General features: G+C 59.3%; 21 protein-coding genes, 1 pseudogene and 1 riboswitch. Of the genes and pseudogenes, 11 read left to right on the top strand and 11 right to left on the bottom strand.

Features of this window, described 5'->3' with window-relative positions; all coding sequences use genetic code 11:
- Positions 1–70: 70 nt before the first annotated feature.
- On the top strand, positions 71–1,315 hold the full coding sequence (locus I9H07_RS13530) for an AGE family epimerase/isomerase (RefSeq protein ID WP_236424690.1): 1,245 nt from the start codon (positions 71–73) through the stop codon (positions 1,313–1,315).
- A 21-nt stretch (positions 1,316–1,336) separates the two neighbouring features.
- On the opposite strand, the gene I9H07_RS13525 is transcribed toward I9H07_RS13530, so the two are convergent.
- Positions 1,337–2,419 carry an AbrB family transcriptional regulator gene (locus tag I9H07_RS13525; protein WP_236424688.1) on the bottom strand — a complete coding sequence of 361 codons (1,083 nt, stop codon included), beginning with the start codon at positions 2,417–2,419 and terminating at the stop codon, positions 1,337–1,339.
- Between the two features lie 106 nt (positions 2,420–2,525).
- Between I9H07_RS13525 and I9H07_RS13520 the strand changes: the two genes are divergently transcribed.
- Positions 2,526–3,428 (top strand): LysR family transcriptional regulator, encoded by a 903-nt coding sequence (locus I9H07_RS13520; protein ID WP_236424687.1) that lies wholly within the window; start codon positions 2,526–2,528, stop codon positions 3,426–3,428.
- 111 nt (positions 3,429–3,539) lie between these two features.
- Here the strand turns inward: I9H07_RS13520 and I9H07_RS13515 are convergent, their stop codons facing one another.
- On the bottom strand, positions 3,540–4,046 hold the full coding sequence (locus I9H07_RS13515; protein ID WP_236424686.1) for a nucleoside 2-deoxyribosyltransferase: 507 nt from the start codon (positions 4,044–4,046) through the stop codon (positions 3,540–3,542).
- Positions 4,047–4,215: 169 nt separating this feature from the next.
- Between I9H07_RS13515 and I9H07_RS13510 the strand changes: the two genes are divergently transcribed.
- On the top strand, positions 4,216–5,904 hold the full coding sequence (locus I9H07_RS13510; RefSeq protein WP_236424685.1) for a VRR-NUC domain-containing protein: 1,689 nt from the start codon (positions 4,216–4,218) through the stop codon (positions 5,902–5,904).
- Here the strand turns inward: I9H07_RS13510 and I9H07_RS13505 are convergent.
- Both I9H07_RS13505 and I9H07_RS13500 read right to left on the bottom strand, forming a co-directional pair.
- Positions 5,880–6,182, bottom strand: a complete 303-nt coding sequence (locus tag I9H07_RS13505; protein ID WP_236424684.1) for a hypothetical protein — start codon at positions 6,180–6,182, stop codon at positions 5,880–5,882. The two genes, I9H07_RS13510 and I9H07_RS13505, sit on opposite strands and share 25 nt — an antisense overlap.
- A 127-nt stretch (positions 6,183–6,309) precedes the next feature.
- Entirely contained in the window at positions 6,310–6,603 is a 294-nt protein-coding gene (locus I9H07_RS13500; protein WP_236424683.1) for a hypothetical protein, read from the bottom strand.
- 549 nt (positions 6,604–7,152) lie between these two features.
- On the opposite strand from I9H07_RS13500, the gene pstS reads away from it, so the two are divergent.
- From pstS to pstB, 4 genes are all read left to right on the top strand, one after another.
- Positions 7,153–8,178: a phosphate ABC transporter substrate-binding protein PstS gene (gene pstS / locus I9H07_RS13495; protein WP_058392064.1), complete on the top strand. Its 1,026-nt coding sequence runs from the start codon at positions 7,153–7,155 to the stop codon at positions 8,176–8,178.
- Positions 8,179–8,259: 81 nt separating this feature from the next.
- Positions 8,260–9,255, top strand: coding sequence for a phosphate ABC transporter permease subunit PstC (gene pstC, locus I9H07_RS13490; RefSeq protein ID WP_005770815.1), 996 nt, complete (start codon positions 8,260–8,262; stop codon positions 9,253–9,255).
- Positions 9,252–10,136 carry a phosphate ABC transporter permease PstA gene (gene pstA / locus I9H07_RS13485; protein WP_236424682.1) on the top strand — a complete coding sequence of 295 codons (885 nt, stop codon included), beginning with the start codon at positions 9,252–9,254 and terminating at the stop codon, positions 10,134–10,136. Before pstC ends, pstA begins: the two co-directional genes overlap by 4 nt.
- Positions 10,136–10,915: a phosphate ABC transporter ATP-binding protein PstB gene (pstB, locus tag I9H07_RS13480; protein ID WP_024646511.1), complete on the top strand. Its 780-nt coding sequence runs from the start codon at positions 10,136–10,138 to the stop codon at positions 10,913–10,915. Before pstA ends, pstB begins: the two co-directional genes overlap by 1 nt.
- Here the strand turns inward: pstB and I9H07_RS13475 are convergent, their stop codons facing one another.
- Positions 10,916–11,845: a LysR family transcriptional regulator gene (locus I9H07_RS13475; protein WP_058392065.1), complete on the bottom strand. Its 930-nt coding sequence runs from the start codon at positions 11,843–11,845 to the stop codon at positions 10,916–10,918.
- A gap of 246 nt (positions 11,846–12,091) precedes the next feature.
- On the opposite strand from I9H07_RS13475, the gene I9H07_RS13470 reads away from it, so the two are divergent.
- The gene (locus I9H07_RS13470) at positions 12,092–13,090 is read left to right on the top strand and encodes an alpha/beta fold hydrolase (protein WP_024673960.1); all 999 of its coding nucleotides are present in this window, start codon (positions 12,092–12,094) and stop codon (positions 13,088–13,090) included.
- Between the two features lie 66 nt (positions 13,091–13,156).
- Here the strand turns inward: I9H07_RS13470 and nirD are convergent, their stop codons facing one another.
- A complete protein-coding gene (nirD, locus tag I9H07_RS13465; protein WP_236424680.1) occupies positions 13,157–13,543 on the bottom strand; it encodes a nitrite reductase small subunit NirD in 387 nt (128 codons plus the stop codon).
- Complete coding sequence (gene nirB, locus I9H07_RS13460) at positions 13,543–16,104, bottom strand: nitrite reductase large subunit NirB (RefSeq protein WP_248957182.1); 2,562 nt, start codon at positions 16,102–16,104, stop codon at positions 13,543–13,545. Before nirB ends, nirD begins: the two co-directional genes overlap by 1 nt.
- A 722-nt stretch (positions 16,105–16,826) precedes the next feature.
- Here nirB and I9H07_RS13455 point away from each other — a divergent pair.
- Positions 16,827–17,321: a GNAT family N-acetyltransferase gene (locus I9H07_RS13455; protein ID WP_236424679.1), complete on the top strand. Its 495-nt coding sequence runs from the start codon at positions 16,827–16,829 to the stop codon at positions 17,319–17,321.
- 56 nt (positions 17,322–17,377) lie between these two features.
- Here the strand turns inward: I9H07_RS13455 and I9H07_RS13450 are convergent.
- The 4 genes and pseudogenes from I9H07_RS13450 to I9H07_RS13435 all read right to left on the bottom strand — a co-directional run bounded on the left by I9H07_RS13450 (position 17,378) and on the right by I9H07_RS13435 (position 22,315).
- Positions 17,378–19,388, bottom strand: a pseudogene (locus I9H07_RS13450) (peptidase U32 family protein).
- A 106-nt stretch (positions 19,389–19,494) separates the two neighbouring features.
- Positions 19,495–20,286 (bottom strand): ABC transporter ATP-binding protein, encoded by a 792-nt coding sequence (locus I9H07_RS13445; RefSeq protein WP_024673955.1) that lies wholly within the window; start codon positions 20,284–20,286, stop codon positions 19,495–19,497.
- The gene (locus tag I9H07_RS13440) at positions 20,283–21,305 is read right to left on the bottom strand and encodes a FecCD family ABC transporter permease (RefSeq protein ID WP_236534011.1); all 1,023 of its coding nucleotides are present in this window, start codon (positions 21,303–21,305) and stop codon (positions 20,283–20,285) included. Before I9H07_RS13440 ends, I9H07_RS13445 begins: the two co-directional genes overlap by 4 nt.
- Positions 21,302–22,315, bottom strand: a complete 1,014-nt coding sequence (locus I9H07_RS13435) for an ABC transporter substrate-binding protein (protein ID WP_236424677.1) — start codon at positions 22,313–22,315, stop codon at positions 21,302–21,304. Before I9H07_RS13435 ends, I9H07_RS13440 begins: the two co-directional genes overlap by 4 nt.
- 130 nt (positions 22,316–22,445) lie before the next feature.
- Positions 22,446–22,645: riboswitch (cobalamin riboswitch) on the bottom strand.
- A 330-nt stretch (positions 22,646–22,975) separates the two neighbouring features.
- Between I9H07_RS13435 and I9H07_RS13430 the strand changes: the two genes are divergently transcribed.
- Positions 22,976–23,674, top strand: a complete 699-nt coding sequence (locus I9H07_RS13430; protein ID WP_236424676.1) for a histidine phosphatase family protein — start codon at positions 22,976–22,978, stop codon at positions 23,672–23,674.
- Positions 23,674–24,540, top strand: coding sequence for a phosphatase PAP2 family protein (locus I9H07_RS13425; protein ID WP_236424674.1), 867 nt, complete (start codon positions 23,674–23,676; stop codon positions 24,538–24,540). Before I9H07_RS13430 ends, I9H07_RS13425 begins: the two co-directional genes overlap by 1 nt.
- The last annotated feature ends 3 nt before the right edge of the window (positions 24,541–24,543 follow it).

The following is a 24,543-nucleotide window of genomic DNA, read 5'->3' as shown; positions in this document are numbered from 1 at the left end:
TATGCCCTCGGTCGAAATGACCTCCGGTACAGTTTGGGTTCAACCTTATTGAAGGGGGCGGCATCGCGTCATGGACAATAATAATCACACCTTCAGCAGTTGGTTACGCTCACCGGCCCATCATCAGTGGCTGGCACTGGAAGGCAAGCGTCTGCTGGGTTTCGCCAAGGCTGCGAAACTGGAAAACGGTTTTGGCGGCCTCGATGACTATGGACGCTTGATGGTCGGTGCCACGGCCGGAACGATGAACACCGCGCGCATGACTCATTGTTTCGCCATGGCTCACACGCAAGGTATCCCTGGCTGCGCTGCGCTGATCGATCATGGCATCGCCGCCTTGAGTGGTCCGCTGCGCGATGCCGAGTACGGCGGCTGGTTCAACGCCGCACCTGAAGACAACGGCAAGACCGATAAACAGGCCTACCTGCACGCGTTCGTCGCGCTGGCGGCCAGCTCTGCTGTGGTTGCCGGCCGACCCGCTGCGCAGGCGTTGCTGTCCGACGTGATACAGGTGATTCAGACCCGCTTCTGGAGTGATGAAGAAGGCGCCATGCGCGAATCTTTTTCCCAGGACTGGAGCGACGAGGAACCTTACCGCGGCGCCAACAGCAACATGCACAGCACCGAAGCCTTTCTTGCCCTTGCCGATGTCACCGGTGACGCGCAATGGCTCGACCGGGCCCTGAGCATCGTCGAGCGGGTGATTCACCAGCATGCGGGGGCCAACAACTTTCAGGTCATCGAACACTTCTCCTCGGACTGGCAGCCACTGCCGGATTACAACCACGACAATCCGGCAGACGGCTTTCGGCCATTCGGCACCACGCCCGGCCATGCGTTCGAGTGGGCGCGCCTGGTGCTGCATCTGGAAGCGTCGCGGCGTCGCGCCGGGCGCAGCAATCCTGAATGGTTGCTCGACGATGCCCGGCAGTTGTTCGCCAATGCCTGTCGCTATGGCTGGGATGTCGACGGCGCTCCCGGCATCGTTTACACCCTCGACTGGCACAACAAACCGGTGGTTCGCCATCGCCTGCACTGGACGCATTGCGAGGCTGTCGCGGCAGCCGCGGCCTTGTTGCAGCGTACTGGCGAGCAGCAGTATGAAGACTGGTATCGCTGTTTCTGGGAGTTCAACGAAACCCTGTTCATCGACATCGAACATGGCAGCTGGCGTCACGAACTGAATGAGCGAAACCAGCCCAGTGAGGACATCTGGCCGGGCAAGCCCGATCTGTATCACGCCTACCAGGCCACGCTGCTGCCGGTGCTGCCGCTGGCACCCAGTCTGGCCAGCGCTCTGGCGGGGCTGGACTGACCGGGAGCCGTCAACGTGCGATCAGAGCGCAGGGATGGGCTTGTCGGTCCAGCGAATGATCTGCCGGGCGAGGAAACTGCCGGTCAGAATCACGCCGAACAGGCGCAGGGTCTGCATGGCCAGTACGAAGCCGACGTCGGCATGGGTATCGATGGCGATGATCGCCATGGTATCCAGGCCGCCGGGGCTGGTGGCCAGATAGACCGAGAGGTAATCCTTGCCCATCATGACCGCAATCAGCCACGCCGACAGCGCGCACAGCACGATCAACAACAACGAAGCCAGAATCATCATCGGCAGTCGCCTCCAGACATACCGTACGGTCGGCTGGTCGAAACGCAGCCCGACATAGCAGCCGATGGCACCGTAACCGATCGGCAGCAGCCAGTCCGGTATGGTGATCTGCAAGACCCCGCTCAGTTGCAGGGCACCGCCCAGCAACAACGGCACCAGCAACGCCCCAGCCGGTAGACGCGAGCCCAGCACCACGCCAACCACAATGACCGCCAGGCTCATGCCCAGATCAGGCAGGCTCAGGCTGTTCACTACGGCCGCGCTCTGGTGCGCCTCAGTGCCCGAGGCTCCGATAAGGTGGCTGACCAGTGCGCCGATGGTCACCACACAGACGACCCGCACATACTGCATGGTGGCGACGATTCGCGAATCTGCACCGTAATCTTCAGACATTGCGACCATTGCCGATGCTGCGCCGGGCGATGTACCCCAGGCGGCCGTGTTGCTCGGGATACCGGCAAAGCGCACCAGTATCAGGCCGACTGCCGCGCTGAGCACAACGGTCAGAGCCGTCGCCAACAACATCACTGGCCAGGATTGCAGCGCCGTCAGCAGCACGCTGACCGACATCGCATGTGCAATCAGTACACCGACGGTGCCCTGGCCCAGTTGAAAGATGCGTTTATGCATTCGGATGGTTGCGCCCGATACGCCAAAGCCGATGGCGACCAGCATGGGCCCGAGGAACATTGCGGCAGGCATGTTGAACAGTTTGAGCAGGTGTCCGGCGGTACCGGCCATCAGAATCAGGCCCGCCCATTGGGCCAGCGGGGGAAGGGTGGATATCGAAACACGTGCAGCCTGTGACAAGGACGTTCTCCTTGAATGAGATGAATCACATGCGCACAGTATCGACATCGCAACTCATCAAGTCTATTTTCTAATAGTCATGAATTGATAACTTTGGTTGATAGATATGGACCTGCGCGATCTCACTTATTTCGAAACCATCGCTGAGCTGGGCCATCTCGGGCGCGCAGCGGAAAAGCTTAATCGCAGCCAGCCTGCACTGACCAAAAGCATCCAGCGCCTGGAAGAGTCATTTGGCACGCGGCTGTTTCAGCGCGATGGTCGGCGTATCAAGCTGACGCCGGTGGGCGAACTGTTGCAGGCGCGCGGCAAGGAGTTGCAGCAGAGCATTGCTCAGACCCAGCGCGAGGTAAGGGATTTTGCCAGCGGCATGGTGGGTAATATCCGTGTCGGCTGCGCGGCAACCATGGCCGAGTACCTGATGCCGAAACTGACCTCGGCATTGTTACAGCGCACGCCTGACGTCACGTTCAAGCTGGTGATTGGCCAGGATGACCTGCTGCGTGAATCCCTGCGTTCCGGGCAACTCGACATGATCATCTGCGGGCTCGTGCCGGACAGCGATGACATGACCAGCTTTGCGGTGTTCGAGGATGAAGCGGTGGTGATTGCCAGTAAGCGGCATCCGATCTTCAAGACCTCCTTGCAGATGAGCGACCTGTGCGCTTACCGCTGGGTACTGCCGCCCGCCAGTGTGTCATCGCGCAAATGGCTGGATGCAGCATTTGCCGCGCATGGGTTGCCATTGCCGACCGTGCAGATCGAAGCCAACTCGATTTCCCTGCTGCCGGGTCTGATTGCCCAGAGTAACCTGCTGAGTTTCATCGCCCGCGAGTCGCTGGAGTTCGGCAAGACCATGCAGCACCTGCGCGAAGTAACGCTGGAACAGACCACCATGAAACGCACCATTGGCGTGACCCTGCGCAAGGGCGGCTACCTGTCGCCGGCGGCAGAGGGCATGTTGCAGATGCTGCGCGATAACGGCGGGGATTTTCTGGGCTGGGTCTGAAGATTCTCGTTCCGCACGCTCCAGTGGGAATGCCGTTCGCGACGCTCTGCGTCGCAAAATGACGCGCAGCTTGACAGCATGGAACGCATTGGCACGCGAGTTACAAGATCATCAGTTGCCCTGCAACTCACCCAGATACTTCGCCAGCGCCTCCGCGCCCAGCTCCACGGTTGAGCTGGTGCCCGCCCAACTGCAGGCAAGCATCAGGTTGCGTGGCAAATCGAAGTCTTCGACCATGAAACCGTCCTTGTCGAAGCCGTTTTCGTCATGCGGCACCTGTTCACGCAGTGAAGCCACCGGTTCGAAATAGGCCCATACCGGCTTGTTGAGCGCCACCGCCATACCGACTTCAAATACCGTTCCCGAATCCGGCTCCAGGCCGCGAAACAGGTTCAGATTGACCAGCATCGCAGAGCAGCGGTGGATCATCGCGACGTTCATCGAGTAGATCTGCTGCGCAGCTTCATGCGGCGTCTGCCCTGGCGTGACGTCATTGTCGAACGGGTACAGACCTTCCAGCCCGTGCGCAGTACACAAGGCCTTGAGATAACGACCATGCTCGACGGCGTCCGCCCGGAATACGTCAAAACCTGCGAGATAAACCAGTGGCGCTTGCATATGCTGTTCTCTGCTACCGATGAAATCCCGCCAATACTACGGCTGACTGCCTGTCCGGGAAACACGCCATTGATCGGCCAACGAAGCACCAACAGGTTTTTACGCTGGAATCTGTACGGATAACCAGTATCCTTCTGCTGTGTACTTCGTCTTTATGTGAACGCTGGTCTTGAATACTTCGCCTCTCGACAATCCGTTTTACTACCTGGAGAACTTTCGCCAGGTACTCGGCTGGATTACGCACCGCTACGATGACCTGCTTGACGCGTCCGAGCGTCGTTTCATCGTTGAGTTCGCTGACTTGCCAACGCCCGCCCAAGGGTTGTTGGTGCGCATGGTCATGCGCAAAGGTGCGCTATTTCGGGCCAGCAAACTGAGCTATGCGGAGATTGGCGATCCTCATCAGGCGGTTGTGCCGCTGTTGCAACGGCATTGGGTGGACAGCAGCCCGGCGCTCGAGCTGAGCGAACTGTTTCAGTTGCTGCGCAAGGATGAATTGAGCGAGTGCTTCAAGGCCCATGCCGTGAAAGGGCCGGAACGCAAGCACGACTGGCTTGAACGCCTGCAACCGCTTTATACAACGCCGCAACCCCTCGAACACTGGCACCCGTCGCTGTCCGACGCCGTGTTCGGCCTGAAGATCATGCCGCTGTGTGATCGGCTGCGGCTGTTGTATTTCGGCAATCTGTATCAGGAGTGGTCGGAGTTTGTCCTGGCCGATCTGGGCATCTACCGCTATGAAAAGGTCGAGTTTTCGGCTGAGTCCCGCGCCATAAGCGAGCGGGCCGACATTGACGTGTGCCTGCAACTGCACGACTGCCGTGAGGCGCTGGAAACCTGCCTTGAGCTGCATGAGCTTGCCGACCGGGTCATTGCCATCCACTGCCGCAACCCCTGGCTACAGATGCGTCGCGCCAAGTTGCTGTTTCGCATCGGGCAGCAAGCCGAGCGTTTGCAGGACTGGCCGCTGGCAATGTCGGTGTATCGCCAGTCCAGCTACCCCGGAGCGCGTTCGCGGCAGATCAGGGTGCTGGAACTCAGTGCGGAGTACGCCGAGGCGCTGATGCTCGCGGAGCAGGCACGATGTGCTCCGGAAAGCGATGCGGAGGTTCAGCATTTGTCACGCGTCATGCCACGCCTGCAACGCAAGCTCGGCCTGGCTGCCGAGCGTAAACGCGCGGCACGTATCGTCTCGCGACTTGATCTGCAAGTGACGCCGCTACCGGGGGTGAGTGTCGAGCGCCTGATAAGGCTGCATCTGGAAGAAGAGCAGGGCGGCGAAGTGCATTACGTCGAAAATGCGCTGATCAATTCGCTGTTTGGTCTGCTGTGCTGGCGGGCGATCTTCGCGCCATTACCAGGTGCGTTCTTTCATCCGTTTCACAGTGCGCCCAGTGATTTGTATAGTCCGGATTTCTACCAACGCAGGGCCGCACTGTTCGATGCCTGCATGGAGCAACTGGAATCGGAAGCGTATCGGGAGACCATTCTCGAACATTTCGAAAGCAAGTACGGCTTGCAATCACCGTTCGTGTTCTGGGGCACGCTGACCCCGCAGTTACTGGCGCAGGCGCTGCATTGCCTGCCTGCCAGACACTTGCAGCACTGGTTTCGTCGCTTGCTGCAAGATATCAAGGCCAACCGCACCGGAATGCCCGACCTGATCCAGTTTTTCCCGGAACAGCGTCGTTACAGGATGATAGAGGTCAAGGGGCCGGGTGATCGTCTGCAAGACAACCAGCTGCGCTGGCTGGATTTCTGTGCCGAGCACGGTATGCCGGTCGAGGTGTGCTACGTGCAGTGGGCCGTGCAAAGCGCTGATGTAGCTGCCGATCAAGGCGCCTTGTCGTCGTCCTGATCGTCATCATCGTCCATATCGGTCGATTGCTTCGAGCCGGATGACCGATCACTGCTGCTGTCTTTCTTGCCGGGTAACGGGTCCATGCCTTTGGTGCCGGGGCTGGTGCCTGCGGCGCCTGGACTCGTGCCGTCGACGTTCCTTTCCATGCCGGTGCCCGGTACTTTCACTGCACCGCTGTCCGGATTGGTCGGGCCGGTCGAACCTGCCATGGTTGCTGCACTGGCGCAGGCCAAAAAAGCTGTGAGGCTCAACGCTGCAATTCTTTTGTCGATCATGATGCACACCTCTTATGAGTATTGTCGGTACAGTCAGTGAGCGTTTGTAGCGAATACAGGTGCGGGATATCTGGAAGGTGCCTGACCTGCGGGCAGAGCGTGAGCACTGCCCGCACGGCCTCACTCATCACTGAGTTTTGCTTTTCTCGGTAACGCTGTTCTTGTCGTGCGTACCACCGTGGGTGGTCGTCTTGTCGTGCTTCATCGACCTTTCGGCAGCCGCTTCTTTGCTTTCAGTCTGTACGCCAGGGGTTTCGGACGAGGTGCGGTCCATCGGCTGGGTGTTGGTGCCTGGCAGCTTGGTCGCGTTCTTGTTGATCGGGGTTTCCGGGGTAGCATTCGTCGAATCGGCAAAGGCTGCGCCGGAAGCGACAGCCATCAAGCCTGCCAGAGTAAGGGCGGTCAGTTTGGTCTTGATCATGGTGGTGACTCCGTCATTTGCAGAGGCCGCTTTTTCAGGCAGCCATGAATTAAGGTACTCATATTGGTCATTGGCCAGTGGCCATAGGTGCCGTCGATCCCGACGAACGGTAGCTGTACGACGCTTTCTGCCCGACGGTCTCTTCCGGCGTTCCAAATAACGCAGTTGACCGTCCGGGCCCTCGCCAAGGCTGCCGAAAAGACCTCCCATCATCGTTTTTCAGTCGATTCGGCTATAACGTGACCGCTTGGTCATTTCTATTGCTTATTAAAATGCACACTTTCTTACACTTTTATAACGTGGGTAGCACTTGGCTATCGTCAGGGGTGTGGCAAAAAGCTATTGAGCGGTACCAAGCGCCAAACACCCGTGAATATTGGACAAAACCGGTTTCTACAAAAAAATAAGGCCCGAAAATCCCCAGCAAATCGCCTCGTCAACCGACACGATTCGTTTGATTGTCATTAAACAGCAACATTTCAGGTTTTAAATCCGCCTCGGGCCTCCTTATATGGGCCACCACACAATCTCCTGGACTGAGGTATTACCGTGATACTGCTGACTAAAAAACGCTTGTCGCTTCTGATCGCTTCGCTGTGCCTCAGCGGTGTAGCCCACGCGACTGACGTCACAGGCGCTGGTTCGAGTTTCGTTTTCCCGGTTATTTCGGCGTGGTCCCAGGACTACAGTAAAAGCAACGACTCCAAAAACCGCATCAACTACCAGTCCATCGGTTCGGGCGGCGGTATTGCTCAGATCAAGGCAGCGACTGTCGATTTCGGCGCATCCGATGCCCCGATGTCCGCTGAAGACCTGCAAGCCGGCGGTCTGGGCCAGTTCCCGAGCGTGATCGGCGGTATCGTGCCGATCGTCAACGTCGAAGGCGTTGAAAGCGGTGAGCTGAAGCTGGACGGCGCACTGCTCGCCAAGATCTTCATGGGCGAAGTGAAGAAGTGGAACGACCCTGCAATCGTGGCCCTGAACCCGGGCGTCAAACTGCCTGAGACCGCAATCACCGTCGTTCACCGTTCGGACGGTTCGGGCACTACCTACAACTTCACCAACTACCTGAGCAAAGTCAGCCCGGAGTGGAACGAGAAGCTGAAGTTCGGTTCGACCGTGCAATGGCCAGCAGGCGTGGGCGGTAAAGGTAACGAAGGTGTTTCGGCCTACGTGAAACAGATCAAGGGTTCGATCGGCTACGTCGAGTACTCTTACGCCGTCACCAACAAACTGTCCTACACCCAGTTGAAGAACGCCGCCGGCAAATTCATCAAGCCAGACGCCAAGGCGTTTGCTGCCGCTGCCGACTCGGCCAAGTGGGAAGATGCCAAGGACTTCAACCTGATCATGACCAACGCTCCGGGTGACACCGCGTGGCCGATCACGGCAACCACCTGGATCATCATGTACAAGAAAGCCAAGAACGAAGAGAAAAGCGCAGCGGCTTTCGACTTCTTCAAATGGTCCCTGGAAAACGGCCAGAAACAAGCCGAAAAACTGGACTATGTTGCTTTGCCAAAATCGCTGGTTGATCGCGTAGAGACCTACTGGAAAACGGAATTCACCAAGTAAGTGATTCAACCCGTACCACCCCTGTCATCAGCCGCGATATCGGCTCGGTGACAGGGGCTTTTCCTTGCGAGTGGCCTCAACATGACTGAAAACACCCAATACCTGTCCGCGAATGTCTCCGCTGGTGAGTCCGAGGGCGAGAAGCGCGCCAAACGGGATCATCGTCATGACCTGTGGTTCAAGCGTTCATTGCAGGCTGCAGCGATGCTGGTGCTTGCTTTGCTGGGTTGTATTGCCTTGTCGACCCTGTGGGGCGGCAGTCTGGCATTCCAGACGTTCGGCTTTGAGTTTCTGACCAGCACCGAGTGGGACGTGAACGCCGGCAAGTTCGGCGCACTGGTTCCGATCTACGGCACTCTGGTTACTTCTTTTCTGGCGTTGCTGATCGCCGTTCCGGTGAGCTTCGGCATCGCAATCTTCCTGACCGAAGTGGCTCCGCCCTGGCTGCGCATGCCGATTGCCTCTGCAATCGAACTGTTGGCCGGTATTCCTTCGATCATCTACGGCATGTGGGGGCTTTTTGTGTTCGGTCCGTTCATGGCCGAACACCTGTCGCCATGGATCACCGAAAACCTCGGCGCGCTGCCATTGATCGGCCCGATGTTCCAGGGTCCGCCCTTGGGCATTGGCATGCTGACCGCCGGTATCGTGCTGGCAATCATGATCACGCCGTTCATTACCTCGGTAATGCAGGAAGTTTTCCGCACCGTACCTGTGGCGCTGAAAGAGTCGGCCTACGCGTTGGGCGGCACGACCTGGGAAGTGGTCTGGGACATCGTGCTGCCTTACACCCGTTCGGCAGTGGTCGGCGGCATTTTCCTCGGCCTGGGACGCGCGCTGGGCGAAACCATGGCGGTGACCTTCGTTCTGGGCAACGCTCACCAATTCTCTGCGTCGCTGATGATGCCAAGCAGCTCGATTGCCTCGGTGATCGCCAACGAGTTCAACGAGGCTTATACCGACTTGCACCGTTCGGCCTTGATCGCGCTGGGCTTCCTGTTGTTTATCGTCACCTTCATCGTGCTGGCCCTTGCACGTCTGATGCTGTCGCGCCTTTCGCGTAAGGAGGGGTTATGAGTAAGGACATGACGGGCAGTGAGCGCATTTACCGGGCTCGCAATTTCAAGAACAAGATCGCGATGGTGCTCAGCTGTGGCGCCACTGCCTTCGGCCTGTTGTGGCTGGTCTGGATTCTGCTGACCACCATCATCAAAGGTATCGATGCACTCAACCTGCAACTGTTTACCGGCATGACCCCGCCGCCCGGCACCGAGGGTGGCCTGGCCAACGCGTTCTACGGCAGCGTTCTGATGTCCGGCATCGGTCTGCTGATCGGTACGCCGATCGGCCTGATGGCCGGCATCTGGCTGGCCGAGTTTGCCCGTTACACCAAGCTGGGCAACACCGTACGCTTCATCAACGACATTTTGCTGTCGGCACCTTCCATCGTGCTCGGCCTGTTCGTTTACACGGTGGTGGTACTGCCACTCAATGCGGTGACTGGCCATCAGGTCGGCTTTTCCGCGCTGGCAGGTGCGCTGGCGTTGGCCTTGCTGGTCATCCCGGTGGTGGTGCGTACCACCGATGAAATGATGCAACTGCAACCCTCGACCATGCGCGAAGCTGCGCTGGCGCTGGGTGTACCGCAATGGAAGCTGACCCTGCAAATCGTTCTGCGCGCCGCCAAGGCTGGCGTGGTCACGGGCTTATTGCTGGCGCTGGCACGGATCACCGGCGAAACCGCGCCATTGCTTTTCACCGCTTTCGGCAACCAGTTCTGGAGCAGCGATCTGCTCAAACCAATCGCCAGTGTTCCGGTGGTGGTTTTCCAGTACGCAATGAGCCCGTTCGAAGACTGGCACTCCCTGGCATGGGCCGGTGCACTGGTCATGACGCTGTTCGTACTGATACTGAGTCTGCTGTCTCGCTTAATTCTTCTGCGCAATAGGGCGTCCTGATGAACAACCTTTCCCTGGCCAATGAAAAAACCAAGATCCAAGTTCGCGGTCTGGAGTTTTTCTACAACAACCAGAAGTCGTTGAAGTCCATCGACATGACCATTCCCGAGAAGCGCATCACTGCGATCATCGGCCCGTCGGGTTGCGGCAAGTCAACCCTGCTGCGCGTGTTCAACCGTATCTATGCGATGTACCCGAAGCAGGAAGCACGAGGCGAAGTGCTGCTCAATGGCGAGAACATCCTGGCGCCGGGCTATTCGATGAACCGCCTGCGCAGCCATGTGGGCATGGTATTTCAGAAGCCCGTGCCGTTTCCGATGTCGATCTACGACAACATTTCCTACGCCATCAAGCACCACGAAAAACTCTCGCGTCGTGAAATGGAAGATCGTGTCGAGCAGGCCCTGCGTGGCGCGGCCTTGTGGGACGAGGTCAAGGACAAGCTCAAGCAGAGCGCTACCGGCCTGTCCGGTGGTCAGCAGCAGCGTCTGTGCATCGCCCGAACCATCGCGTTGCGCCCGCAGGTCTTGCTGCTGGACGAACCGACCTCCGCGCTCGATCCGATCTCGACCGGTCGCATCGAACAGCTGATCACCGAGCTCAAAGAGCAGTTCACCGTGATCATCGTGACGCACAACATGCAACAGGCGGCACGCTGCTCGGATTACACGGCGTTCATGTTCATGGGCGAACTGATCGAGCATGGCGACACCGACACCATCTTCACCAAGCCCTCCAAGAGCCAGACCGAAGACTACATCACCGGTCGTTTCGGCTGATCAATCGGCCAGGGCGGGCGCTTCCCGGCGCTCGCCCATGAATTCCTCGATCCTGCTGCGCAACCAGCGTTCGGCAGGGTCGCTGTCCATCACGCTCAGCCAGGTCATCGACAGGTCCAGCCCCGGCGTGGGGAAGGGCAATGGCTCGTCATACAGCAAACCCAATGCGCTCATCGCCTTTGCCGCGTAGTCGGACAGCCCCGAAATCATGTCGGTGCCTGCCATCAATGCGGGCAGGGTGGTGAATTGCGGCACTGACAGCACCACCTGACGCTTGCGACCCAGGGCGGTCAGCCATTCATCTGAAAAACTGCTGACACTCGCGACGTGCGACACCACAACGTGCGGCCTTGAGCAGTACTCGTCCATGCTCATGGGGCCAGATGGCTTATCGGCGCGCACCAGCCGTGGCTGCACGTTACGCAGTGTCTTGCGCTTGGCGTTGGCCGGCAGTTCTCGGGTCAGGCAGACGCCGACGGTGATGTCCCCGGACATCAGCACCTCGGAGATATTCAGGTAGTCGACGTGCTTGACCACGATCACCACCCCAGGTGCTTCCTGGCGTATGGCCTTGAGCATGGCGGGCAATAAACCGAACTCGACGTCGTCGGTCAGACCGATGCGAAAGGTCATCTTGCTGACCGAGGGGTCGAAGTCGGTCGTCAGGCTCAGCGCGGTGGACATGGCGTCCAGTGCGGGCGTCAGGTGCTTGAGGATTTCATGGGCGCGGGCGGTGGGCTCCATGCGATGGCCGACCCGGATGAACAACGGATCATTGAGCAGGCTGCGCAGGCGGTTCAATGCGGCGCTGATCGTGGGTTGGCCGAGGAACAGCTTTTCTGCTGCGCGGGTGACGTTACGCTCCTGCATCAATGTCTCGAAGACCACCATCAGGTTGATGTCGGCCTTGCGCAGTTCATTTCGATTCATTGCTGTTCCTTGGCATCAGACCCTGCTGGCCACAACGGCCCATAACGGACGGCCCAGTCTAGGCAGGCACTGCGGGAGGCGTCCAGCATTTTGCCATTGCCCGAAGGCTGCGTGACGAAACGTCTGCTAACGGTTCTGTTGGCAGGAAAAAGGCGAATCTATCGTGGGAACAGGGTCTACTTGCAGGTCAGCCGTTTACGGTTCAGGCGGTTCAAGCATTTGATTCCATTTACAGGAGGTGCCCCTATGCGGGCTGCAAAGATTGCCGGCGTGTTGATGTCCCTTGCACTGTCAGGCACGGCGCTGGCTGAAACACCCGGCTACGGTCAGCAACTGGAAGGTTTCGCTTATCCTCATCCGCTGCTGAAATTCCCGTTCGAGTCGCAGGGCCAGTCCCTGGAAATGGGTTACATGGACGTGAAGCCCACCGGCAAGGCCAACGGTCGTACCGCTGTTTTGCTGCACGGCAAGAACTTTTGCGCGGCCACTTGGGAAGACACCATCAAGGGCTTGAGCGCGGCAGGCTATCGTGTCGTCGCACCGGATCAGATCGGCTTCTGCACCTCGACCAAACCCGAACACTACCAATACAGCTTCCAGCAACTGGCGCTGAACACCCATGCGCTGCTGGAAAAACTGGGCCTCGAGAAGGTGTCGGTGATCGGCCACTCCACCGGCGGCATGCTGGCCACCCGATACGCGTTGATGTACCCGAAACAGACCGAGAAACTGGTGATGGTCAACCCGATCGGTCTGGAAGACTGGAAGGCCCTCGGCGTGCCGTATCGCAGCGTTGATCAATGGTACGAACGCGAGTTGAAGACCACTGCCGAAGGCATTCGCGCCTACGAGCAGAAGACCTATTACGATGGCCGCTGGAAGCCCGAGTACGACAAGTGGGTCGATATGCTGGCCGGTTTGAACAAGGGGCCGGGCCACAAGGTCGTTGCCTGGAACTCGGCGTTGATCTACGACATGATTTTCACCCAACCGGTGTTCTACGAGTTTGCGAAGTTGCAGGTGCCGACCGTGCTGATGATCGGTGACGCAGACACCACGGCTATCGGCAGCGATATCGCGCCACCGGAGGTCAAGGCGAAGATCGGTCAGTACAAGGTGCTGGGCAAGCAGGTCACGCAGATGATTCCTGGCGCCAGGCTCGTTGAGTTCAAAGGCATGGGCCACGCCCCGCAAATGGAAGATCCGGCAGGCTTCAACACCTCACTGGTGTCCGAGCTTCAGTAAACGGCGCTATGCCAGGCGATAACCTGATCGATCAGCGATCAGGTTGTCGCCCCTACCGTTTGCAGGCTAGACCGCAATCTCCACCTGTTCGCCGTTCAGGCGCACCGGCCAGACTTCCAGCCGCTGTTCCGGGTACTCGATGCAACTGCCGTCGTGCAGACGAAAGTGCTGTTTGTACAACGGCGATGCGATGACCAGCTCACCACCGATCTGCCCCAGCAGCCCGCGTCCGATCACATTCGCTCCGGATTTCGGGTCCCGGTTGTCGATGGCAAACAGGTGTTCGCCCTGTGTCGTATCAGGCAGATAGAACAGCGCGATCTGCTTGCCAGCCAGCCAGGCCACCACGCCGGAATTGGCGACCAGATCCCTGCGTTCACACAGTGCATGCCACTGCACGTGCAGCGCAGAGGGTGTGTTTTCTTGCATTAATGCTGTCTTGGACGAGCTCATCACACCACCTCCTTGAACAACGGGATAAGCGCGAGTTCTTCGGGTTTTGCCGGGCGACGCTGAGCGCGCTCCTTGACGAAGTGCACGTCAGGGTCGCTGCGTCCGTCGTTGACGAAGGTGCGAAAGCGCTTGAGTTTTTCCGGATCCTTGAGGGCATTGGCCCATTCGCATTCGTAGCGATCCACCACCAGTTGCATCTGTGATTCCAGCTCTGCGGCCAGGCCCAGGCTGTCGTCGAGGATCACCGCTTTGAGGTAATCCAGGCCGCCTTCCAGTGTTTCTCGCCATACCGACGTGCGCTGCAGCTTGTCGGCCGTGCGGATGTAGAGCATCAGGAAGCGGTCGATGTAGCGGATCAGGGTTTCGTCATCCAGATCGGTGGCGAACAGCTCGGCATGGCGCGGGCGCATGCCGCCGTTGCCGCACAGGTACAGGTTCCAGCCGTTTTCGGTGGCGATCACGCCGACGTCCTTGCTTTGTGCCTCGGCGCATTCACGGGTGCAACCAGACACGGCGAACTTCAGCTTGTGCGGCGAGCGCAGGCCTTTGTAGCGATCCTCGATGCGCAAGGCCATGGCGACGCTGTCCTGCACCCCATAGCGACACCAGGTGCTGCCGACACAGGACTTCACGGTGCGGGTCGATTTACCGTAGGCATGGCCGGTTTCGAAACCGGCAGCGATCAGCTCGCTCCAGATGTCTGGCAGTTCGTGCAGTTGCGCACCAAACAGATCGATGCGCTGGCCGCCGGTGATCTTGGTGTACAGGTCGTACTTCTTGGCTACTGCGCCAATCGCGATCAGGCCGTCCGGGGTGATTTCACCGCCCGGAATGCGCGGCACCACCGAGTAGGTGCCGTTTTTCTGCATGTTGGCCATGAACGTGTCGTTGGTGTCCTGTAGCGGCACCAGCGAAGGCTCGGTGATGGGGCGGTTCCAGCACGAGGCGAGAATCGAGCCGACCGCAGGCTTGCAGATGTCACAGCCATGTGCGCCTTTGCCGTGCCGGGTCAACAGCTCAGCAAAGCTTTCGATGCCTTCGACGCGCACCAACGAGTAAAGCTCCTGGCGGGTGTAGGCAAAGTGTTCGCACAGACTTTTGTCGACGGCCACGCCGCGGGCCATGAGTTCGTGCTCGAAAACCTGTTTGAGCAGCGCCGTGCAACCGCCACAACCGGTTGCGGCCTTGGTGCACGCCTTGATCCCGGCCAGATCCGTGCAGCCACTGTCGATGGCCGAGCAGATCGAACCCTTGCTGACATTGTGGCAGGAACAAACCGTCGCCGTGGCGGGCAGGGCATCGACACCCAAGGTTGGTGCGCCTTCACCGCGCGGCAGAATCAGGCTGGACGGATCGGCGGGCAGGGTAATGCCGTTCTGCGCGTATTGCAGCAGGGTGTCGTAGTAACTGTTGTCGCCGACCAGCACTGCGCCGAGTACCTGTTTGCCATCAGCCGATACCACCAGGCGGCGATAACTGGCGGTGGCTTCGTCGATGTAGCGATAGCTGACCGCCCCGGCCAGCGCGCCATGTGCGTCACCGATGGAACCGACGTCGACGCCCAGCAGCTTGAGCTTGGTGGACAGATCGGCACCGAAGAACGGTTCGGTGTCTTTCTCGCACAATTGCGCCGCCACGGCACGCGCCATCTGGTAGCCAGGTGCGACCAGACCGAACACGCTGCCGTTCCAGGCCGCGCATTCGCCAATCGCATAGATATCGGCGTCGCTGGTACGGCAGTGTTCGTCAATGGCAATGCCGCCGCGTGGACCGAGTTGCAGCTCGCACTGGCGGGCCAGGGCATCCTGCGGGCGAATACCGGCCGAAAACACGATCAGGTCGGTTTCCAGAAATTCGTCATTGGCGAAGTTCATGCGGTAGCGATACTGCTTGCCGTCGCTGATCGACTGCGTGGCGCGTGACAGATGCACGCCCACCCCAAGCGCTTCGATACGCGACTTCAACGCGGCACCGCCGTGGTCGTCCAGCTGCACCGGCATCAGGCGTGGGGCGAATTCGACGACGTGCGCTTCAAGGCCGAGGGACTTCAGCGCGTTGGCCGCTTCCAGGCCCAGCAAGCCGCCCCCGACCACCACGCCACGCCGCGCTTTCGTGGCGGCATAACGAATGTTGTCGAGGTCTTCAAGGGTGCGATACACCAGCCGCGAATGGCCTTGTGCACCTTCAATCGGCGGCACGAAAGGGTAGGAGCCGGTGGCCAGAATCAGTTTGTCGTAGCTAAAGCAGCCTTCGGCCGTGATGATCTCGTGCCGGTCACGATCAATCTCCAGCACCGGCACGCCGAGGTGCAGGGTCAGGCCGGCCTTTTCATAGACAGACATTTCGCTCATGGCCAGCGATTCGGCGTCGCGGCCCGTGAAGTACTCGGACAGGTGCACGCGGTCATAGGCACGCTGCGCTTCTTCGCCGAACACATGAATGCGATAACGCTCAAGCGCGCCGCCCGCGATCAACTGCTCGACGCAATGATGCCCGACCATGCCATTGCCGACGACGATCAGGGTTTTTACATCGTTGGAGGGGAAGACTGTGGTGTTCATAGTGAGTCCCGGCCGAGGCCAATCAGGTTTTTCAACGCAAAAAAAAAGCGCCCGGAACCTTTCGGTCCCAGGCGCCTTTGCCTGTTCTCTTGTTGGAAATTCGAGGGTGCCATCGAGCCACGTTGCCGGACGCACCTGAGTAGCCCTCTGGTCTCAGCGAGACTGGCGATCAACGTCGATCAACCGGGGCAGGCCCGACCACATTCAGGGTGGGGCTATCAGGGTTATGCAGAGGGTGTGCCAGTTTGCGGTTGCAGTGTGAACAGGCGCATTAGCGCTGCTTGCAGGGTGGTTCGCTGTTCAGCGCGGCGCCTGGCTTAGCGCTTTTCCTGCCTTGCATTGGTGCGGATAGCGCAGGTTGCGCTGTAAAGCTGTGCGCAGCCTCGCCCGGTCAACCCCGGACGCAGAGCGTCACGAAAGGCATGCCCATGCTGAGCGTGGGCACGACAGTTTCCCGGACACCTCTCGTTCCTCACGCTCAAGTGCTCATCGTTATGTACAAGTCTGAAGAGCTCTGAAAAAGGAGCTGATACCCCGATAATTCTCGTTCCCACGCCCCGCGTGGTAATGCATTTCGTGACGCTCTGCGTCACAAATCTGCGCCGCGCCGTCTGTTCAGGATCGGATGCAGAGCACGGTGAGTGATGAGTTGTACGCCATCAGCCTCAAGTCTGGCGTAACATTTGTATCACCCTGCAATTCCCCTATTTAAGTCAGTGCTCATGAACATCGCTATCACTGAGGTACACCCCGCCGATATCCCGCACACCGTCGATTTCGTCATGCGTGCCCGCGCCGAGATATTTCCTTTATTGGACGCCGTTACCGTTCCACCGGATCTGGCCGGTTTCGAACAGGTTTACCTGAAAGGCGAGAATGGAAAATTCCTCATCGCTCGTTGCGACGAGCGCATCATCGCTGCCGTGGGCTATCTGCCTTACGACCATCGCTTTGCGCAGTTCGACTACACAGGCCGCCGAACCGTAGAAATCGTGCGCCTGTACGTGATGCCCGAGTTTCGCGGTGACGGCTTGGCCAGCCGCTTATGCCAGGCGCTCTGGGCTCATGCCGAGGCGGGGGGCATCGAGGTTTTGTACTTGCACACCCATCCGTTTCTGCCCGGCGCGATCCGTTTCTGGGAGAAACAGGGTTTTGCCGTGACCGATGTGGAAAGCGATCCGGTGTGGAACACGACCCATATGGAGCGTGTTCTTTAAGAGGGCTTTGTCAGAAGACGGAAGGGGGCTGGCAGACGCCAACTCCCTTGTACCGGTCAGCGCGGAGAGCGCTGACGTGCCGTCTTGAGCAGGTCTTCCGGGGTGATGTGACCGACCACTGACTTGGCCGCAGCGCTGCCGGGCAACGGCAGGTCGAGGATGTGGCCTTTCATCTTGCCGATGACGTGCATTTCACACGGCTTGCAATCGAATTTCAGGGTCAGCACTTCGTCACCCTGCACCAGTTGCATGGGCGCGACCTTGGTGCGCACGCCGGTTACGCCTTTGGCCTGTTTCGGGCACAGGTTGAACGAGAAACGCAGGCAGTGCTTGGTGATCATCACCGGTACTTCGCCGGTTTCTTCGTGCGCTTCGTAGGCCGCGTCGATCAACTGCACGCCGTGGCGATGGTAGAAGTCGCGGGCCTTCTGGTTATAGACGTTGGCCAGAAAAGACAGATGTGATTCAGGATAAACCGGCGGCGGGCTGGTTTCGGCCTTGCGTCCACCACGCGGGTGAGCCTGGACGCGGGCTTCAGTCAGCGCTTCAATGGCATCGCGGCGCAGGGCTTTAAGCTGCGAATTGGGCACGAAAAACGCCTGTGGCGCATCCAGCTTTACGTCTTGAGCATGGTAAATCGTGGTGCCCAGCTGAGTGAGCAAGTCACGCATCTGGTCCAGCGCCTGCTCGGGCTTGTTGGCCGCGCCGAACGGACCGTCCAGGCCGACAGTCACGCGCACGCCTTCTTCGCTGATCGCGTTCAGGCTCAGGTGATCCTCACGCAGCGTCACCTGCCACTGAATACCGATGCGGCGTTCGGCTGATGTCTTGAGCAACGCCTGCTGCCAGTTATGGTCCAGGTTGCGGTTCAGTGGATGATTCGGGCGCAGGCCGGAGAGGGCAGCCGGCATTTCGTTGGGTTCTACGCGATAGCGCCAGCGCTTCTGACCTTCTTCCTCAAACTCGCCTTTCAGTTCGGCGATGTTGGCCCGAAAGCCCACCACTTCACGTTTGATCTGCACATTGAGGCCGTCACCGTTGGACAGCGGCTCATGGGTGACCGCGATCAGATCGCGCTTGCCGAGTTTTTCGACGGTACCCACCGCCAGACCGGTAAACGTCGGCGTATCGAACGCGCCGATATCGATCTTGCGATCACTGACGAAGTAAGTAATCGGTGCTGCCGCGATGAAAGGTTTTCTCCGGATCAGGCACGAAGAAGTGCGCGGTACGGCCGCTGGACGCGCGTGCAAGGTCCGGCCGGTCTTCAAGAATCTCGTCCAGACGCTGCCGATAATAAGCAGTAATGTTTTTGACGTAGCCTGCGTCCTTGTAGCGGCCTTCGATCTTGAACGAGCGCACCCCGGCGTCGACCAGATCACGCAGGTTGGCGCTCTGGTTATTGTCCTTCATCGACAGCAAGTGCTTTTCGAACGCCACCACACGACCCTGATCATCCTTGAGTGTGTACGGCAGACGGCAGGCCTGCGAGCAGTCGCCACGGTTGGCGCTGCGGCCATTTTGCGCGTGGGAAATGTTGCACTGCCCGGAGAACGCCACGCACAGCGCGCCATGGATGAAGAACTCGATGGTCGCATCGGTTTCACTGGCGATTTCACGAATTTCCTGCAGGTTCAGCTCGCGCGCCAGTACCAGTTGCGAGAAACCGGCCTGATCGAGAAACTTTGCCCGGCCCAGGGTGCGAATGTCGGTCTGTGTGCTGGCGTGCAGTTCGATGGGCGGAATGTCCAGCTCCATGACCCCGAGGTCCTGCACGATCAGTGCATCGACGCCCGCGTCGTAGAGCTGGTGAATCAGCTTGCGTGCCGGCTCCAGCTCGTCGTCATGCAGAATGGTGTTGATCGTGGTGAAGATCCGCGCGTGATAGCGATGGGCGAATTTCACCAGCTCGGCAATGTCGCTGACCTCGTTGCAAGCGTTGTGTCGCGCACCAAAGCTCGGCCCGCCGATATACACCGCGTCGGCGCCATGCAGGATGGCTTCACGGGCGATGGTCACGTCCCGGGCAGGGCTGAGCAATTCCAGGTGGTGCTTGGGTAACGACATGGCGACAGGATCCGGCGGCGGGCAAAGCGCGCATTGTAGTGCGCCGCGCCGCGCTGCGCACCTGTTGACGTCATCGGCAGGTCATCGGCTGACCGTCGGCGTGCGGTCAGCGGGAACGCAAGCGCAGGATTTTCGCGCCGTCGCAAGGATCAGTCAGCCAGTGCGCGACGACGCCGAAGGTGCTCAGCAGACGCTCCGGTGTCAGCACCTCGACCGGCGCACCCAGGGCGACCAGCCGGCCTTTTTCCATGACCGCCACGCGGTCGCAATCCAGTGCTTGGTTGAGGTCATGCAGGGCAATCACTGTGGTCACCGGCAAGGTCCTGACCAGCCCGAGGATGGTCAATTGATGCTGGATATCCAGATGGTTGGTCGGCTCGTCCAGCAGCAGGATTTTCGGCCGTTGCGCCAGCGCTCTGGCGATGTGGACCCGTTGCCGTTCGCCGCCGGACAGGGTGTGCCAGGCACGTTTCTGCAGGTGCAGCATGTCGACGTCCTGCAACGCCTGACGGACGATGGCGTCATCCTCGGCGCTCCACGGCTCCAGCGCCGACAGCCAGGGCGTGCGGCCCAGTTCGACGGCGTCGAGTACGGTCACCGCGTCGCTGGTTTCAGCCTGCTGTTCGACCACTGCCAACAGGCGTGCAACCTCTCTGCGACTCATGTCTGCCAGCGGCTGTTCGCCCAGCGTGACCATGCCACTGCCTGGTTTCTGGATACCGGCCAGCAGTTTGAGCAAGGTGGATTTGCCCGAACCGTTGGGGCCGACCACGGCCAGCGTTTCGCCCGCTGCGATGCTCAGGTCGACGTCACTCAACAGTGCCGTGCCACGCACCGAGTAGCCCAGCCCTGAACAGCCAAGCACTGGCGCCTCGAGCCGATGAGGAAATGCGTTCATCGCGTGCTGTTGCCCCGGATAAGAATCAATGCGAAAACCGGGGCGCCGATCAGCGCGGTAATCACCCCGATCGGCAGCGCCTGACCTTTGATCATGGTGCGCGAAAGAATATCGGCAGCGATCAGATACACCGCGCCGCTCAGCGCGCTAAGCGGCACCAGCCGTGCATGACGCACGCCGACCAGCATACGTACCGCGTGTGGAATCACCAGCCCGACGAAACCGATGGAACCGACAATCGAGACCATCACTGCGGTGACCAGCGCAGCGGTGGCGATCAGGATGATCTGCACGCGGCGCACCGCAATCCCGAGAGACGCGGCCGAATCGCTGCCGAAGGTGAAAGCATCCAGCGCGCGTCTGTACCATAGGCACACCAGCAGGCCGACCAGCACTGTCGGCACGGCGAGCCACACCGAGTGCCAACGTACACCGCTGAGGTTGCCCAATAGCCAGAACATGATGCCGCGCGCCTGTTCTGAACTGGCGGATTTGGTAATCAGAAACGACGTCAGCGCGTTGAACAATTGTGAACCGGCGATTCCGGCCAGAATGATCTGCACGGACGCTGTCGTGCCCCGCGATGAATGTGCAAGCAGGGCAACCAGTGAAAACGCCGCCACGGCCCCGGCGAAAGCGCCGGCCGACATGGAAATCGCTCCCGCGCCAAAGCCCAGGATGGCAACCAGCACGGCACCGGTCGAAGCCCCTGCGGAGATTCCCAGCAGATACGGATCGGCCAGCGGGTTGCGCAATAACGATTGCAGCACCACCCCGCAGATCGCCAGTCCGGCACCACAGGCGGCTGCGACGATTGCTCGGGTCAGCCGGTAATTCCAGACAATGCCTTCGTCGATAGGATCGAGCACATAACCTGCCGCCCACAGCTTGTTGGCCAGCACCTGAAAAACCACCTTGAGGCTGATCGAGGTCTCACCAATCGCCGCGCCGACCATGATCGCCAGCACCAGCACGGCGGATACCCAAAGCACATGGCCCAGCGCTATCGGTCGTTTCATTGCGCAGCGTTGAAGCGGTTGGCGGCGTCAGCCAGTTCTTCGAACCCGATGAACAGGCGCAGACCGGCTTGCATACCCTCGGCGTCGATGATCACGATCCGGTCATGCTTGACCGCGTCCATGTTGCGCGTCACCGGGTCGCTTTTGAGAAATTCGATTTTCTTCAGGTAGTCGTCGGCCGGGAAGCGGCGGCGGTCCATGCGCGCAATCACCAGAATGCTCGGGTTGGCCTTGGCGATGGTTTCCCAGCCTACGGTTGGCCACTCTTCGTCGGACTGCACGATATTGCGCATGCCCAGGCTGTTGAGCATGAAGTCCGGAATGCCTTTGCGGCCTGCCACGAACGGGTCGCTGGCAAGCTCGGAGCTGGAAAACCAGAACAGCGCCGACACGTCGTTGGCCTGGTTCTGCCTGACGTTGGCAATCGCTGCGCTCAGACGCGACTTAAGATCAGCAACCAGTTTTTCGCCGCGATCCTGCACATCGAACACCTGCGCCAGCTGCTCGATGCTCTTGTAGATGGTCTCGATGCGGAAGGGCTCCAGGCGTGTGCCATCGGCGCCCACCAGGTTGTCTTTGCCCTCGCAATCGGACGGCAGGATGTACGTCGGGATTTTCAGATCATGAAACTGCTCGCGGGTGCCGACCGCGCCCTGTTTACCAACCATCCACTCCAACTGAACAACCACCAGCTCAGGACGCTTGCCAATCACCGCTTCGAAGCTGGGTTCGTTGTCGGCCAGACGCTGCACCTTGTCGTTCTGCGCCTTGAAGCGCGGCAGTACGTTGTTGAACCACAGCGAAGTGCCGACCAGTTTGTCGCCCAGGCCCAGCTCGTAAAGCATTTCAGTGCCGGCCTGGCCAATGGTCACGGCCTTGCTCGGTGCATGGGCGAAGGTGAGGCTCGAACCGCAGTTTTCGAGGGTCAGCGGGTACTGTGTGGGCGCGGCGAAGGTCAGGCCGGACAAGGTCAGGCTGGCGACGAGTGCGGCGAGGCGGGGCAGCGACATGAAATGCGGTCTCCGTTGGAGCAGGTGCCAAGGCGCAATGCATATCAGGAAACACATCCCCGGCAGCTGACCGGGCACGGCAAAGAATGCCGACGCGTGCGGATGTCCTTCCCGGACACCCCGCCGGTTAGTTGGTTGAATCGGGTCGGCAGGTCTCCTGACTGGCACGTCATCGCCACGCTCCGGCCTTCCCGGATCTGAATCCAGTGGCAGTCATGGAGCAGGCTCGATGCCTACAGTTGCGGGGGCAGTTTCGTTTTGACCTTGCTCAGACAAGGCGGGCGAATTCCCTGTTAGTTCCTCTCGGAAACCGACGGCCGGCATGGTAAACGATAAGCGTTTTAGTGGCTAATGCTTTGCTTGCGCGCAATCGTCGTCTGCAAGCACTTTCTGCCTTTAGCGTGCTTGTTGCCACCGCTCCGCCTCGCGGCATGAACCCGAATACGCTTAAATTATCTTCATGTTCAACTCATAAAAAATTTAACTATTTGTTTTTTATAGTTTTATTGAAATCAGCAGTGCCCGGCTGCAACACCTTTTTCACATCTTCTTCACTGAGTCAGCACCATGCTGAACCTATGTTGGCCCCATGGGGGCGGTTACGGCTTCGGGGCTCTCCCGGGTCAACGCCACACGTATGCTCAGTGTAGGAGTGGTCACTTGGCTGACACGGTAATCAACAACAAGAATCTGCTTCCCGTTGCGGGCATCCATCGACGTTTCAACATTCATCAGAACATCGTATCGATCTCCATCGTTGTAACACTGGTGGCGATTTGCGCGTGGTTTTTCACTGCGTTTTCAAGCGTGCACGTGGTGGATCTCGGTGCGGGCAACAACCTGAAGGTATCGGGCCTGCGCGAGCAATGGCTGCGGGGGGATGTGGTGGTGATGATTCGGCATGCCGAACGCTGCGACCGCTCGACGAACCCGTGCATGGCCAGCGCCGAGGGCATCACCCTCAAGGGTCGGGACGCCGCGCTGGCGGTTGGCGCAGGGTTACAGAAAATGGGCCTGGCCCGCGCCCGGTTGGTCGCCAGCCCCAAGGTTCGTACGCAACAGACCGCAGAATTGCTGGCCGGGCATGCAGTGCCGGCCCAGGAATGGATCACCGAATGTGACAGCGGCTTCATGAAAGCCGTACAGGCTCATAAAGTCAGCGGTGAAAATCTGGTACTGATCACCCACAGCGGTTGCATCGACCAGTTCGAGCGCAAAGTGGGTGTACCTGGCGGCGAGCGCTCAAGTGATTATGCCGAAGCCTTCTTCGTGCAAATGGATGGCAGCCACCTGCCGAAAGTAATCGGTTCACTGAACGTCGAACAATGGGCAAACCTCAACAGCGAGCAATTCAATTGATGACATCGACCCACTCCAGATTGCGGTTTTACGGCATTAATCTGGGTTTACCCGTGCTTTTCGCTTTACTGGTGTTCGTGACATTTGACCTGACCAACCTTGATCGACGATTGAGCGACTTGCTGTTTGATTCGGCAGCCGGGTTGTTCCCGATCGGGCATATCCGGCTGTTCGAAACCATCACCCACAAATGGGCGCGGATCATTCCCAACCTGACCGGCGAGCTGGCAATCATCGGCGCGATCGCCTCGTTTGTCTGGCCGCTGCTGGAAAAATATCGCGACTCTGGCCTGACACGGCTTGCTGTACGCGCCCGGCTTGAAGGCCCTCTGCAATTTGCACGCAGGCATCGGCTTGATTTCCTCTTCGTGACGGTCGCATTTGCGCTGAGCACCGGCATGATCCATTACCTGAAAAGCCACACCAGCGTGTATTGCCCGGTCGAAACCACTTTGTACGGTGGTCCTCAGGCGCATATCGAGTGGTTCAGAAACTTCAATCTGTTGCATGAAGCAGGCGCCGGGCGATGCTGGCCTGGCGGCCACGCGTCAGGTGCATTCAGCCTGTTGGCTTTGTATTTCGTGGCGCGGCGCTATTGCTGGAGGTATTCAAAGGTACTGCTGGCGGGAATATTGTTGCTGGGGATGATCTATGGCACTACGCGCGTGCTGCAAGGCTGGCATTTTATGTCGCATACCTTCTGGGCGGGCATTGTGGTGTGGCTGAGTACGCTGCTGGTTGCCCTGTGTTTCTACGGACGCTCGACCCTGCAACAACCGATACACGCCGCGCGCCGAGCCTTGATGTCCGGGCAACCTGATGCATTGCTGGCTCGGGGTACCGATTCAGCGACTACAGTTTCCTGACCG

Origin of the sequence: Pseudomonas syringae (genome assembly GCF_023278085.1) — a bacterium.
Classification (GTDB): domain Bacteria; phylum Pseudomonadota; class Gammaproteobacteria; order Pseudomonadales; family Pseudomonadaceae; genus Aquipseudomonas; species Aquipseudomonas syringae_Q.
The sequence above is the reverse complement of the archived record's forward strand: the minus strand, read 5'-3'. Positions and strand labels throughout refer to the sequence as shown.